Origin of the sequence: uncultured Clostridium sp. (assembly GCF_934754915.1) — a bacterium.
Taxonomy (GTDB): domain Bacteria; phylum Bacillota; class Clostridia; order Clostridiales; family Clostridiaceae; genus Clostridium.
In genome coordinates, this window is record NZ_CAKVKB010000009.1 from 40,552 (window position 1) to 54,839 (window position 14,288).

Annotated in this window: 12 protein-coding genes; all 12 read left to right on the forward strand. The window is 29.6% G+C overall.

The window, feature by feature from the left end; genetic code table 11:
* Positions 1 to 25 precede the first annotated feature (25 nt).
* The 12 genes from Q0F58_RS03155 (at position 26) to Q0F58_RS03210 (ending at position 14,069) form a co-directional block, all read left to right on the forward strand.
* On the forward strand, positions 26 to 1,090 hold the full coding sequence (locus tag Q0F58_RS03155) for a sugar-binding transcriptional regulator (RefSeq protein WP_294372468.1): 1,065 nt from the start codon (positions 26 to 28) through the stop codon (positions 1,088 to 1,090).
* A gap of 70 nt (positions 1,091 to 1,160) precedes the next feature.
* Positions 1,161 to 2,165: a type I glyceraldehyde-3-phosphate dehydrogenase gene (gene gap, locus Q0F58_RS03160; RefSeq protein ID WP_294372471.1), complete on the forward strand. Its 1,005-nt coding sequence runs from the start codon at positions 1,161 to 1,163 to the stop codon at positions 2,163 to 2,165.
* Positions 2,166 to 2,296: 131 nt separating this feature from the next.
* Positions 2,297 to 3,487 carry a phosphoglycerate kinase gene (gene pgk, locus Q0F58_RS03165; RefSeq protein ID WP_294372474.1) on the forward strand — a complete coding sequence of 397 codons (1,191 nt, stop codon included), beginning with the start codon at positions 2,297 to 2,299 and terminating at the stop codon, positions 3,485 to 3,487.
* 370 nt (positions 3,488 to 3,857) lie between these two features.
* Positions 3,858 to 4,604 carry a triose-phosphate isomerase gene (gene tpiA, locus Q0F58_RS03170; protein ID WP_294372477.1) on the forward strand — a complete coding sequence of 249 codons (747 nt, stop codon included), beginning with the start codon at positions 3,858 to 3,860 and terminating at the stop codon, positions 4,602 to 4,604.
* A gap of 189 nt (positions 4,605 to 4,793) precedes the next feature.
* A complete protein-coding gene (locus Q0F58_RS03175; RefSeq protein WP_294372479.1) occupies positions 4,794 to 6,326 on the forward strand; it encodes a methyl-accepting chemotaxis protein in 1,533 nt (510 codons plus the stop codon).
* Between the two features lie 437 nt (positions 6,327 to 6,763).
* Positions 6,764 to 6,916, forward strand: a complete 153-nt coding sequence (locus Q0F58_RS03180) for a hypothetical protein (protein ID WP_294372481.1) — start codon at positions 6,764 to 6,766, stop codon at positions 6,914 to 6,916.
* Between the two features lie 129 nt (positions 6,917 to 7,045).
* Positions 7,046 to 7,585, forward strand: a complete 540-nt coding sequence (locus Q0F58_RS03185) for a hypothetical protein (protein ID WP_294372483.1) — start codon at positions 7,046 to 7,048, stop codon at positions 7,583 to 7,585.
* Positions 7,586 to 7,705: 120 nt separating this feature from the next.
* The gene (gene gpmI / locus Q0F58_RS03190) at positions 7,706 to 9,244 is read left to right on the forward strand and encodes a 2,3-bisphosphoglycerate-independent phosphoglycerate mutase (protein WP_294372485.1); all 1,539 of its coding nucleotides are present in this window, start codon (positions 7,706 to 7,708) and stop codon (positions 9,242 to 9,244) included.
* A 120-nt stretch (positions 9,245 to 9,364) separates the two neighbouring features.
* On the forward strand, positions 9,365 to 9,967 hold the full coding sequence (locus Q0F58_RS03195) for a protein kinase (RefSeq protein WP_294372488.1): 603 nt from the start codon (positions 9,365 to 9,367) through the stop codon (positions 9,965 to 9,967).
* Between the two features lie 146 nt (positions 9,968 to 10,113).
* Positions 10,114 to 11,406 (forward strand): phosphopyruvate hydratase, encoded by a 1,293-nt coding sequence (eno, locus tag Q0F58_RS03200; RefSeq protein ID WP_294372490.1) that lies wholly within the window; start codon positions 10,114 to 10,116, stop codon positions 11,404 to 11,406.
* Between the two features lie 225 nt (positions 11,407 to 11,631).
* Complete coding sequence (secG, locus tag Q0F58_RS03205) at positions 11,632 to 11,865, forward strand: preprotein translocase subunit SecG (protein ID WP_294372492.1); 234 nt, start codon at positions 11,632 to 11,634, stop codon at positions 11,863 to 11,865.
* A gap of 176 nt (positions 11,866 to 12,041) precedes the next feature.
* Positions 12,042 to 14,069, forward strand: a complete 2,028-nt coding sequence (locus Q0F58_RS03210) for a sodium-translocating pyrophosphatase (protein ID WP_294372495.1) — start codon at positions 12,042 to 12,044, stop codon at positions 14,067 to 14,069.
* The last annotated feature ends 219 nt before the right edge of the window (positions 14,070 to 14,288 follow it).

Consider the following 14,288-nt stretch of genomic DNA (forward strand, 5'->3'; position numbering starts at 1 on the left):
ATAATGAAATGCTATGGGACACATAATGACCAAGGGAGTGTTTGAGTTGCAGGAAATATTAGAATTACAGAAGAAGATAGTTCCTGAGCTTGTAAATACTTTAGAAAGAAGGTATAACGTACTCAGAACAATCTATCACAATGAACCAATCGGCAGAAGAAGTCTTGCTGAGAAATTAAATATCAGTGAGAGAACTGTGAGAACAGAAATAGGTTTTCTAAAGGAACAAGAGCTAATAGAAATAAATCCTGCTGGAATGAAGGTTACTAGTGATGGAAAAGAGCTTATTATTAAATTAGAAGATTTTATTCATGAAATAAAAGGACTTTCAGAAATGGAAGAAAAAATAAGATCTTTACTTAATTTAAAAAAGGTAATCATTGTTCCAGGAAGTGTTGATGAAAATCCTTTGGTTATGAAGGATTTAGGTAAGGCTTGTGCAAATTATGTAAAGGATATGATTAAAGATAATTCCATAGTTGCTTTAACTGGTGGAAGTACATTAAAAGAAGTTGTGGAAGCATTTCCTAAAATAACTAATTTATCAAATATTCAAGTGGTACCTGCTAGAGGTGGAATGGGTAAAAATGTTGAAACACAAGCAAATACATTGGCTGCATCTCTTGCAAAAAAACTTAATGGTACCTATAAAATGCTTCATATATCAGAAAATTTAAGCCTGGATATAATCGATAATCTTCTTAAAGAAGAGGCTGTAAAAGCAGTTATAGATACTATACATAAAGCTGATGTGTTAATGTATGGTGTTGGTAATGCTGTCCAAATGGCTAAAAAAAGAGGCGTCCCAGATGAGGAAATTAAAAATCTCATTGATAATGGTGCAGTAGGAGAAGCCTTTGGGTGTTATTTCAGCAGAGATTCTAAAATTATTTCTGAAACTACATCAATTGGAATTAAGATAAACAATGCGAGAAAAATAAAAACGCATATTGCTGTAGCTGGTGGGAATAATAAGGTTGAATCAATTATTGCAACTGAATATAATGATTGTACAGGTGTATTGGTTACAGATGAAGCTGCAGCCAAAGGAATACTGGACAAATTACAGAATTTCAGTTATAAGGATTAGTTTGTAAAATTTATTTTTATAAAATTTTAAAATAAATAATTATTAAAAGCATTATTAGGAGGTAATTGATATGGTAAACGTAGCAATTAATGGTTTTGGAAGAATAGGAAGATTAGCTTTAAGATTAATGATGGAACAACAAGATAAATTCAACGTTGTTGCAATCAACGACTTAACAGATGCTAAAATGTTAGCACACTTATTCAAATATGATTCATCTCAAGGTAGATTCAATGGTGAAATCGAAGTTAAAGAAGGAGCTTTCGTAGTAAACGGAAAAGAAATCAAAGTTACTGCAAATGCTAACCCAGCTGAATTACCATGGGGAGAATTAAACGTAGATATCGTATTAGAATGTACTGGATTCTTTGCTTCAAAAGAAAAGGCTTCAGCTCATATTCAAGCAGGTGCTAAGAAAGTTGTTATTTCAGCTCCAGCTGGAAACGACCTTCCAACAGTTGTTTACAATGTAAACCACGACATCTTAAAAGCAGAAGATACAGTAATTTCTGGTGCTTCTTGTACTACAAACTGCTTAGCTCCAATGGCTAAAGCATTAAACGACAAATTTGGATTACAAAAAGGTTTCATGACTACAATCCATGCTTACACTAACGATCAAAATACTTTAGATGCTCCACACAGAAAAGGTGATTTAAGAAGAGCTAGAGCTGCTGCTGCTTCAATTATCCCTAACTCAACTGGTGCTGCTAAAGCAATCGGATTAGTTATCCCAGAATTAAAAGGAAAATTAGATGGTAACGCTCAAAGAGTTCCAGTTATCACTGGTTCATTAACTGAATTAGTTTGTACTTTAGACAAGAAAGTAACAGTAGAAGAAATCAACGCTGCTATGAAAGCTGCTGCTACTGAATCTTATGGATATACTGAAGATCCAATAGTTTCTTGTGATGTTATCGGAATGAGCTATGGTTCATTATTCGATGCAACTCAAACTAAGATAATGGAAGTTAACGGAGAACAATTAGTTAAAGTTGCTTCTTGGTACGACAATGAAATGTCATACACTAACCAATTAATCAGAACTTTAGGATACTTCGCTAACTTAAAGTAATTTGAACTCAATTAAACATAAAACGCGCAAATTTATGTTAAAGTAAATAAGTCTGGTTTTGTAGTATAAGGCTATAAAGCCAGACTATTTTAAAATTATCTATAAAAAATATTTTTTTGAGGTGAATTTAAATGAATTTCAATAAGAAAACTATCGAAGATATCGATGTAGCAGGAAAAAAAGTATTAGTAAGATGTGACTTTAATGTACCATTAAAAGATGGTGTTATAACTGATGAAAACAGATTAAACGGAGCTCTTCCAACAATTAAATATTTAGTTGAAAAAGGTGCAAAAGTTATTCTTTGCTCACATATGGGTAAACCAAAGGGAGAACCAAAGCCAGAATTATCATTAGCTCCAGTTGCTAAGAGATTAAGCGAAATGCTTGGCAAAGAAGTTAAATTTGCTCCAGATGATAATGTTGTTGGACCAAATGCTAAAGCTGCAGTAGATGCAATGAAAGATGGAGATGTAGTATTATTAGAAAATACTAGATATAGAAAAGAAGAAACTAAGAATGGTGAAGAATTCTCTAAAGAATTAGCTTCATTAGCAGAAGTATTTGTAAATGATGCTTTTGGTACAGCTCATAGAGCTCACTGTTCAACAGTTGGTGTTACTGACTACTTAGATACAGCTGTATGCGGATACTTAATCCAAAAAGAATTAAAATTCTTAGGAGATGCTGTTGAAAACCCAGAAAGACCATTTGTTGCTATATTAGGTGGAGCTAAAGTTTCTGATAAGATTGCTGTTATCAACAATTTATTAGACAAAGTTAATACTATAATCATTGGTGGTGGAATGGCTTATACATTCTTAAAAGCTCAAGGATATGAAATCGGAACTTCATTAGTTGAAGAAGATAGACTTGACTATGCTAAAGAAATGGTTGCTAAGGCTGCTGAAAAAGGAGTTAAATTCTTATTACCAGTAGATCACAGAGTTGCAACTGAATTCAAAGATGTACCTGCTACAGTAACTGAAGATCAAAATATTCCAGCTGGAAATATGGGATTAGATATCGGACCTAAGACTGAAGCTTTATATGCTGATGCTATCAAAGATGCTAAGACTGTTATCTGGAACGGACCTATGGGAGTATTCGAATTCGAAAACTACAATAAGGGTACAATTGCAGTAGCTAAGGCTATGGCAGATGCAGATGCTACAACTATAATTGGTGGTGGAGATAGTGCTGCTGCTGTTAACACTTTAGGATTTGGAGATAAAATGACTCACATCTCAACTGGTGGTGGAGCATCATTAGAATTCTTAGAAGGTAAAGTATTACCAGGAATAGCTGCATTAAACGACTAATTTGAATTTAGAATTGTAAATTAGATTATTAAATTTAAGTTACATATAGATATTTATTATTTGGTTTTATGGCTGATGAAATAGAAAAGAGTTATGCTATTTTGAGATAAGTGTGATTGTAAATTTGAGGAAATTCGACGGGATTTTATGAAGTTTTCGGCCAAAAACTTTAACTTGAATTATAAAAATATTTAGTTGAAAAAGTATAATTTAATACCATGGACTATGGAAAAAGCAGTAAGAATGAACTTAAAAAAATCTGATCAATTTTTTTAAGTTCATAGCCATTAATAAAAATATATTCTTAAATTTTTGATTTAATTTTTGAAATTAGAATTACAAAAAATTAAAAATATATGAGGTGGATATAATGAGAAAGGCAATTATCGCTGGAAACTGGAAAATGAACAAAACTGTTGATGAAGCAGTTAAATTAATAGAAGAATTAAAGCCATTAGTTAAAGATGCTAAATGTGATGTAGTTGTAGCTCCAACTTTTGTATGTTTATATGCAGTAAAAAAAGATTCTGAAGGTTCAAACATAAAAATAGCTGCTCAAAACATGCATTTTGAAGAAAGTGGAGCTTTCACAGGAGAAGTTGCTCCAGCAATGCTTGAAAAAATGGGAATTGACTATGTTATATTAGGACATAGTGAAAGAAGAGAATACTTTAATGAAACTGATGAAGCTTTAAATAAAAAGGTTAAAAAAGCTTTTGAACACAACTTAACTCCAATTCTTTGCTGTGGAGAAACTTTAGAACAAAGAGAAGCTGGAGTTACAAATGACTTCATAGCTTGTCAAATAAAAGTTGACATGGCTGGATTAACTAATGAACAGGCTGCAAAAGTTGTTATAGCTTATGAACCAATCTGGGCTATTGGAACTGGTAAGACTGCTACTAAAGAACAAGCAAATGAAACAATTTCAGCTATAAGAAAAGTTGTAGAAGGAATGTACGGAAAAGAAGTTGCTGATGCAGTAAGAATTCAATATGGTGGATCAGTTAAACCAAATACAATAAAAGACCAAATGGCAATGTCTGATATAGATGGAGCTTTAGTTGGTGGAGCTAGCTTAAAAGCAGAAGATTTCTCAGCAATAGTTAATTATTAGAATAGTTAATTATTAGAAAATGTCTATGATTTATTCATAGACATTTTTTATTTTTTGATTTATTATATATAAGTAATTTATTGTAAAAAAATCAATTTATAATATTAAATGGGAAAATTAAATTTTCTAAAATAGGGTAGAATTAATGAGGGGATATATGGAACTAATATATTGATAAAGGAGAAAAAAATGAAAAGTAATAGTTCTGTATTAAAGAAAAATGAATTAGAGGCAAATTTTTTTACCGCAAAAGTTATGGCTATAGGATGTATTTTTACACTTGCTATTTCAGTATTAAACTATTTGAAAATATTTGATATTGAAAGCAATACAATATTAATAACAACTGTAACAGGAATAATTATACTGTTAATTCCAACTCTGATAGTCAATATTCTAAAAATGAATCAACCTTGTGTAAAATATATTATAATTACATGTTGTGTAATAACTGTAGCTATATATAATATTACTTTGTCATACCATGTGATAATCTTATTTGTATGCCCTTTAGTTCTTGCTTGTATGTATTTTGATAAAAAAGTAACGTTGGTTGTATTGTTAGAAATTATGGTTTTATCAACTATTTCACAATTGTTAGCATATGTTTGGAAATTTACTCCAGATGATAATGTAATTAGTTTATTTCAGGTAGTAGTATTTCAGATAATTCCTAGATTTATAGAAATATTATTTTTAGCAATAATTTTTATGAATATAAATGATAGAACTTCACATCTTTTAAAAAGTGTAATAGATTCTCAAAGTAAAAGTGATTCTATAGTTAATGATATGTCAATAATAGTGGATAAATCAGCAGAGATTTCTAAAAAATTGGTTAACAGTATGCATGTTTTATCAGAAGAAACAGGAAACATATCAAATACTAATAAAAATATAGTTACTTATGCTGATGAATTGAGAAATGGTTCAGCAGATACAATTTCACACATTGGAAAAGCAGAAAATAATGTAAATTTAATAGTTGATAGTATAGTAGAACTATCTAGTGAAAATAAATCAGTATATGAACTTTCTAATAATATAAAGAAAATAGCATCTTTAAATTCAGAAACTATGAACATTGCAACTGAGAATATGAATGTTATAAGCAACAGTACAAATGAAACTAAAGATGTTGTAAATATATTGGGCGAAAAATCTAAAGAAATAGCAGGAATTATAAACCTTATAAGTGATATTTCGGCTCAGACAAATCTTTTAGCTTTAAATGCAGCAATAGAATCAGCGAGAGCTGGGGAACACGGCAAAGGATTTGCAGTTGTTGCAGAAGAAGTAAGACAGCTTGCAGAACAATCTCAGGAGGCTGTAAATAGCATAGATAAAATAATTAATGAAGTAATAAATAGAACTAATGCTGCTGTAAATTCAATTGATGAAAGTGCTGGGTTAGTTCAAAATGGATTAAATTCTATATTAGAAGCTAAAGAATCATCTGATAAAGTTCTTTCTGCCAATGAAGAAATGAATAAAAAAATTGAAAAAATAAAAAATATTACTGAAAATGTAATAGACAATAGTGGTGAGATTGCAAAAATTGTGGGACAAGTAAAGGATATATGCAGTGATAATCTAAATGGATTAGAAAAAGTATCTCAAGCTACTAATAAAGAATTTGAAGCAATGAATAAATTAGTTAATTTAGTTTCAGATATTGAAAAAATAACAGATGAATTAAAAGAAATTATAAAAGAAAATTAATTTGTAACGAATTTTAAGAGTTAGAAGTGTATAATAAAAAAATATATAATAAATTAAAATAATTGAATATTAAAATAATTTGAAACTGCCTAATAGATTTTTGAAACCATGTGCAGTTTCTTTTTTGTTATATATGAATTCTTATTATTTTTACGGAATAATGTAAATAATAAGGGAAATAATTAAATAATAAAAAATATATTATATAAAAGATTTATATCACATTTAAAATATATATAAAGTTTAAACTATAAAAAATAATTATATTCTAAATTATAGAATAAGATAATAATTAAAAAATTTTGAAAATATTTAATTTGCATTTGCGTAGTCTAAATCTACCTGTTTTAGTAGATAAGTAGTTTAATAATAAAACTGCATATAAAGCAATTGAAAAAAATACGAAAATGGATTATAGAGGAAATGGGGGAGTGGAAATGAATATAAAAAATAAAACATTGTCATTTTATGTGAATAAAAAAATAGAAAATATGGAACTTACAAGAAAGCAAAAAGACCGTGAAGAAAAACTAAATAAAAAATCTAATACAATCAAAGCTTATAAAAATTTTAAGCAAGATGAATCCTAGGGTATTAAAGTTAATTTAGGTAATAAAAGTAAAAATGGTAAATCAGATTTTATTAATGAAATAACTGAAAGAAACAAGAATGCTGAAGAAAGAATAGAGCATATAAAAGAGAATGATTTTAACCACTTAATGAAAATGGAAAAAAGAAAAGATGAAATAGCCAAAGGTATACAAGATCTTTGTAAAGATAAAAGGGAAATGTTTTTAAAATGGACAGAATTAGATGGTTCATTAAGCAATATATTGATGGGTAATGTTGATTCAGTTCTTTCAACTATGAATTATAATGAAGTTGCAGAATCAATATCTAATGTTCAGCTTAGTATATCTCAAAGAAGTTATAATGAATTAAAGAAATATTATGATGGTGGATATAATAAATTGGAAAGTTATGAACAGTATAGAAAAGATAGAGGAGAATCAGTTGAATTTGATGAAAATAACATGACTGATGAAGAAAAGGAGCAATTTGAAGCGTTAAAGAGTTTAAAAAGAAAATATAAGAATTTATTTAAAATAGATGAAGATATAAAAAATTTCAAGAAACAGAGTAAAGAACATATAGAAAAAATAATTGAAGATATAAAAAAAACTATAGGAAATATAGAACCTAAACATAATTTGTTAGATAATGCTACACATGAAACTAGAACTAATGGCAGTAAATAGATATATAAATCTTATTTGCAATGGAGTCAAAAAAATAATATAATTAAATAGTTGAAAGAGAAAAAGAGTAGATAAGCATGTATTATTTATTTTAGATAAACATTTTGGAGGGATAGGAAAATGTCAAAGAAACCAGTTATGTTAATGATATTAGATGGTTTTGGAATAGCGCCAAAATCAGAAGGAAATGCTGTAAGTTTAGCAAATAAACCAAATTTCGATAGATTATCTGCTAATTATCCAACATCACAATTACAAGCAAGTGGTATGGCAGTAGGTTTACCAGATGGTCAAATGGGTAACTCAGAAGTTGGGCATTTAAATATAGGTTCAGGAAGAATTGTATATCAAGAATTAACAAGAATAACTAAAGCTATTAATGATGGAGAATTCTTTGAAAATGAAGCTATTAAATTAGCAATGGATAATGCTAAAAAGACTGGAGCTGCATTACATTTAATGGGCTTATTATCTGATGGTGGAGTTCATTCACACATTGATCATTTAAGAGGTCTTTTAGAATTTGCTAAAAAAGAAGGCGTTCAAAATGTATTTGTTCATGCATTTATGGATGGTAGAGACGTTCCACCTTCATCAGGAAAAGAATATATAGAAAAATGTGAAGCTATGATGGCTGAAATTGGAGTTGGTAAAATAGCAACTATCAGTGGAAGATATTATGCTATGGATAGAGATAACAGATGGGAAAGAATTGAACTTGCATATAATGCATTAGTTTTAGGAAAAGGTGAAACTGCAAATAGTGCAGTAGAAGCTATAGAAAATTCATATCATGATAATAAGACAGATGAATTTGTATTACCAACAGTTATAACTGAAAATGGAGCTCCAATAACAAATATTAAAAATGGAGATTCAGTTGTATTCTTTAATTTCAGACCAGATAGAGCTAGAGAAATAACTAGAGCTATAAATGATAAGGAATTTGCTGGATTTAAGAGAGAAACTTTAAATCTTACATTTGTAACTATGACTCAATATGATAAGACTTTAGAAGGTGTTCATATAGCATATAAGCCACAAGTATTGACTAATACTCTTGGAGAATACTTAAGCAAGAATGGAAAAACTCAATTAAGAATTGCTGAAACTGAAAAATATGCTCATGTTACTTTCTTCTTCAATGGTGGTGTTGAAAAAGAAAATCCAGGTGAAGAAAGAAAAGTTATACCTTCACCAAAGGTTGCAACTTATGATTTAAAACCTGAAATGAGTGCTTATGAAGTAACTGAAGAATTACTTTCAAGATTAGACAGCGATAAATATGATGTTGTAATATTAAACTTTGCAAATCCAGATATGGTTGGTCATACTGGTGTTGTAAGTGCTGCTGTTAAAGCGATAGAAGCAGTTGATGAATGTTTAGGTAACATAGTTGATAAAGTGTTAGAAAAAGATGGAACAGTGTTTATAACTGCTGACCATGGTAATGCTGAAACTGAAATAGATTTTTCAACAGGTAATCCATTTACAGCTCACACAACAAATCCAGTTCCATTTGTATGGGTATCTAATCATACTGAAGGAAAGACAGTAAAAGATGGTAAGTTAGCTGATATAGCTCCAACTATGCTTAATGTTTTAGGTCTTGAAGTACCAGCAGAAATGACTGGAGAAAATTTAATAGTAAATAAATAATCTTAAATTTATATTATTAAAAACACATGTGGAATTTTTTCTGCATGTGTTTTTTTATTTGAATATTTTAATGTTTTTATAAATATATTATTAGAAAGGAATGATTATAGGATTGAGTTTATGAAAAAGAAATTTGCTTATTCAGTTAATTTTGATGAAGATACAGAAAAACTATTTAGAGAAGCGAAATATCTTGGTCAAGGAAATAATGGAGTAGTTTATGAATTACCCGATAGTAAGGCAGTAAAGATTTTTTCTTCAGAGAAAGTATGTAAGGATGAAAGTTATATATTGTCAAAAACAAATGGTTCTATATATTTTCCTAAAGTATATAAAAAGGGAATGAATTATATAGTAAGGGATAAAGTTGAAGGAGAAAGGCTGGATAAATACATAAAATCACAGGGATTAAATCAAGAATTGACAGAAAAGATATATAGATTGTGGATGGAGTTTAAAAAATTGAAATTTAAAAAACTTGATATAAGATGTAAAGATATATTGGTATCAGAAAGCAAAAATCTTATGATAATTGATCCTAAAAAATCTTATGATAGAAAAGTAGATTATCCAAGACATTTAATGAAAGGATTAAAACGTCTTGGTGTATTAGATGAATTTTTGAACGAAATAGATAAAATTGACAATAAAAGAGCGAAAGAATGGTATGAAAAATTTAATAGATACTGTGAAACAGAAAATCATTTAAGATTTATGGAATAGGAATTGCTGCAGAGGCAGCAATTCCTTTTTTGAATAAAAATATAAATGAATATTTAATATGACAATTACAAATAATAGTAAAGTAAATGAAAAAGGTTTAAAGTTTTTATTTGTTAATATTTCATAATAATGAGGAGGCATAAAATATGATGGACTATTTAGAAATTGTAGATGTAGTAGCAAGACAAATCATAGATTCAAGATGTTTTCCAACTGTAGAAGTAGAAGTATATCTTGAAGATGGTACAATGGGAAGAGCAGCTGTTCCATCAGGGGCATCAACTGGTATGTATGAAGCAGTTGAATTAAGAGATGGGGATAAAAATGTATATCAAGGAAAAGGCGTCTTAAATGCAGTTAAAAATGTTAATGATACTATTGCTGAAGAACTGATAGGATGCAATGTATTTGAACAGGTATATATAGATAAAATGCTTATAGAATTAGATGGAACTAATAATAAAGGAAAACTTGGAGCAAATGCTATATTAGGAGTATCATTAGCTGTTGCTAATGCTGCTGCTAACGCATTGGGAATTCCTTTATATAGATATATAGGAGGAGCAAATTCAAAAGTGCTTCCAGTTCCTATGATGAATATATTAAATGGCGGATCTCATGCAGATAATTCTGTTGATTTACAGGAATTTATGATTATGCCGGCTGGAGCTTCAACTTTCAATGATGCATTAAGAATGTGTGCAGAAGTTTATCATACATTGAAAAAAATCTTAAACAATAAAGGCTATGCAACAGGAATTGGAGATGAAGGTGGATTTGCACCTAATTTAAAGAGCAATGCGGAAGCACTTGATGTAATAATAGAAGCAATAGAAACAGCTGGATATAAACCAGGAGAAGAAATATTCATAGCTATAGATGCAGCGTCATCTGAATACTATAAAGATGGAAAGTATGTTTTAGAACATGAGGGAAAAACATTAACTAGTGCAGAAATGGTTGATTTCTTTGAAGAGTGGGTTAACAAATATCCAATAATCTCAATTGAAGATGGAATGGCAGAAGAAGATTGGGATGGGTGGAAATTGATGACTGAAAGATTAGGAAAAAAAGTTCAGCTTGTAGGTGATGATTTATTTGTTACTAATACTGAAAGACTTGAAAAGGGTATTAACCTTGGTGTTGCAAATTCAATTTTAATAAAATTAAATCAAATAGGGACTTTAACAGAAACTTTAAATGCTATAGAAATGGCTAATAGAGCTGGATATACTGCTGTTGTTTCTCATAGAAGTGGTGAAACAGAAGATACAACAATTTCTGATTTAGTTGTAGCTACAAATGCTGGTCAGATTAAAACTGGTGCTCCAGCCAGATCAGAAAGAGTAGCAAAATATAATCAATTAATAAGAATAGAAGAACAATTAGAAGATGTAGCTGAGTATAGAGGAAAAAAAGCATTTTTCAATATAAAATAATTAAAAAAACAGGTGTTTTAATGCACCTGTTTTTTATATAAATTACTTATAAAAATATTGTTATAAAGTGAAATAAATTAGGAAAAATATTTTAAATTATAAAAAAAGTGGTATAATATAAATAAGCTCAGATGTAATTTTTTACTACAGAAAAGTTGTAATGGATCATTAAATGTGATAATATTTAATATGTACGTTTATTGATTATTATAGGAGGTGTTACCTATGCAAAATATATTAATGGTCTTAGAAGTTTTATTAGGACTAGGAGTAATCATTACAGTTTATATGCAACCAAGTAAAGCAGATGCATTAAGTGGTTTAATTCAAGGATCTACTAACGATACATTTTTCTCTAAGAATAAATCAAGAACTAAAGAAGTTGTTCTTGTAAGATTAACAATATTATTTTCTGTATTGTTTGCAATTAATACATTTTTAATAAATTTAGTAAAATAGTTATCTGAGCTGCTTTGTTTTAAATTGAGCAGCTTTTTATTTTAATATAGATGTAAACGATTAACAAAAAAGAGAATAATAATATTAGAATGTTACAAAAGAATAATGAATATATCTATAAAGTGAAATAAGCCTAATCATTTATACTAAACCAAAAAATATGAGAGGTGATGGGTATGAATTTATTATATGTTCCAATTTTAACAGGTATTATTGCTATAGTTGTTGTTTATTTCATTGTTCAAGGAATTCTAAAAAAGAATTCTGGAAATGATAGAATGAAGGAAATATCAGGATATATCGAAGAAGGGGCCATGGCGTTTCTTAGAAAAGAATATTCATACTTAGCGATATTTGTTATAGTTGTAACTTTAGCAATTTTGATATTTTTAAATGTTCAGACAGCAGTAGCATTTATAGTTGGAGCTTTGTTTTCAATAATATCAGGATTTGTTGGGATGAGAATTGCTGTAAAATCAAATGTGAGAACAGCAGAGGCTGCTAAACAAGGGATAAAAGGAGCATTATCAGTTGCTTTTTCAGGTGGATCTGTAATGGGTTTATGTGTAACAGGATTAGGATTGATTGGATTAGGATTTTTTTCATTAATTTTCAATTTGAATGCAGAGTATATTACAGGATTTGGACTTGGTGCATCTTCTATAGCATTATTTGCAAGAGTTGGAGGAGGTATATATACTAAAGCAGCAGATGTTGGTGCAGATTTAGTTGGTAAGGTTGAGGCTGGAATTCCAGAAGATGATCCAAGAAATCCTGCAGTTATTGCAGATAATGTTGGTGATAATGTCGGTGATGTTGCAGGAATGGGTGCAGATTTATTTGAATCTTATGTAGGTTCAATAATATCAGCTGTAACACTTGGAACTGCCTTAACAGCTAGTTTTGGAGAAAATATAGTAATATTTCCATTGGTATTATCAGCAGTTGGTGTATTGTCCTCATTAATAGGAATAATATATGTTAGATCATATAAAGGTGAAAATCCTCAAAAGGCTTTAAATGGGGGAAGTGCAATATCTGGTGCAATAGTAGTTGTTGTTGGTTTTATTTTATGTAAATTGATGATAGGCAACATGAAAATATTTGTTCCTATAGTAACAGGTTTAATTATAGGTTTATTAATTGGAAAAATTACAGAAGTATATACTTCTGCTGATTATAATAGTGTAAAATTGATAGCTGATGAATCAAAGACAGGTCCAGCAACTAATATAATTGCAGGATTATCGGTTGGTATGAAATCAACAGTAGCTCCTGTTATTTTGATTGTTATTGGTATAATAGTTTCTTATTTTGGTATTGGGGGTGTTTCTGATACAGCACTTGGATTATATGGAATAGCACTTGCGGCAGTGGGAATGCTTGCTACAACAGCAACAACAATAGCTGTTGATGCATATGGACCTATTGCAGATAATGCAGGAGGCATAGCAGAAATGTGTGAGTTAGATAAAAAAGTAAGAGAAATAACAGATAAATTAGATTCAGTTGGAAATACTACAGCTGCAATAGGAAAAGGATTTGCGATAGGTTCAGCAGCTCTTACAGCATTAGCACTTTTTGCATCATATTCGCAAGCTGTGAAATTAGAAACTATAAATCTTTTAAATCCATTAACATTAGTTGGAGTTTTGCTTGGTGGAATGTTGCCATTTTTATTTGGAGCATTGACTATGCAGTCTGTAGGAAAAGCTGCAACTCAGATGGTAGAAGAAGTGAGAAAACAATTTAGAGAAAAGAAAGGTATATTAGAAGGAACTGAAAAACCAGATTATTCTGCGTGTGTAGAAATTTCGACTAAAGCAGCATTAACAGAAATGATTTTACCAGGCATTTTAGCAATAATTGTTCCATTACTTACTGGTTTATTGCTTGGAACAGAGGCATTAGCAGGATTAATAGGAGGTGGAGTCTTAGCAGGAGTATTACTTGCAATAATGATGGCAAATGCTGGTGGAGCATGGGACAACGCAAAAAAATATATTGAAACAGGAGTAAATGGAGGTAAAGGAAGTTTTGCTCATAAAGCTGGAGTAGTTGGTGATACAGTTGGGGATCCATTTAAGGATACATCAGGTCCTTCAATGAATATTTTAATAAAGCTTATGACAATAGTTTCAGTTGTTTTCGCTCCAGTAATTGTTGAATATGGAGGCTTATTGTTAAAGTTATTTAATCTATAGATAGTTATCTAAAGAAGGTTATTTTAATGGATTAATTTTAAATAACCTTCTTTACAATATAAATTTTAACAAATGTATTGTTTTATTTTTATAGGAGTTTTTGCAAGGGCAAAAGAAAAAATATAAGAAAATATTTTAAAAGGTGTTGACATATATGTAAAAAGATTGTATATTAATAACATAGTAATTCGCTAAGAATACTTAAAAAGTAAATAGTTT

What these genes read in the sequence shown, in the direction of transcription:
- Q0F58_RS03155 (WP_294372468.1), top strand. Translation starts at nt 26, where the DNA reads ATGACCAAGGGAGTGTTTGAGTTGCAGGAAATATTAGAATTACAGAAG.
- gap (WP_294372471.1), top strand. Translation starts at nt 1,161, where the DNA reads ATGGTAAACGTAGCAATTAATGGTTTTGGAAGAATAGGAAGATTAGCT.
- pgk (WP_294372474.1), top strand. Translation starts at nt 2,297, where the DNA reads ATGAATTTCAATAAGAAAACTATCGAAGATATCGATGTAGCAGGAAAA.
- tpiA (WP_294372477.1), top strand. Translation starts at nt 3,858, where the DNA reads ATGAGAAAGGCAATTATCGCTGGAAACTGGAAAATGAACAAAACTGTT.
- Q0F58_RS03175 (WP_294372479.1), top strand. Translation starts at nt 4,794, where the DNA reads ATGAAAAGTAATAGTTCTGTATTAAAGAAAAATGAATTAGAGGCAAAT.
- Q0F58_RS03180 (WP_294372481.1), top strand. Translation starts at nt 6,764, where the DNA reads ATGAATATAAAAAATAAAACATTGTCATTTTATGTGAATAAAAAAATA.
- Q0F58_RS03185 (WP_294372483.1), top strand. Translation starts at nt 7,046, where the DNA reads ATGAAAATGGAAAAAAGAAAAGATGAAATAGCCAAAGGTATACAAGAT.
- gpmI (WP_294372485.1), top strand. Translation starts at nt 7,706, where the DNA reads ATGTCAAAGAAACCAGTTATGTTAATGATATTAGATGGTTTTGGAATA.
- Q0F58_RS03195 (WP_294372488.1), top strand. Translation starts at nt 9,365, where the DNA reads ATGAAAAAGAAATTTGCTTATTCAGTTAATTTTGATGAAGATACAGAA.
- eno (WP_294372490.1), top strand. Translation starts at nt 10,114, where the DNA reads ATGATGGACTATTTAGAAATTGTAGATGTAGTAGCAAGACAAATCATA.
- secG (WP_294372492.1), top strand. Translation starts at nt 11,632, where the DNA reads ATGCAAAATATATTAATGGTCTTAGAAGTTTTATTAGGACTAGGAGTA.
- Q0F58_RS03210 (WP_294372495.1), top strand. Translation starts at nt 12,042, where the DNA reads ATGAATTTATTATATGTTCCAATTTTAACAGGTATTATTGCTATAGTT.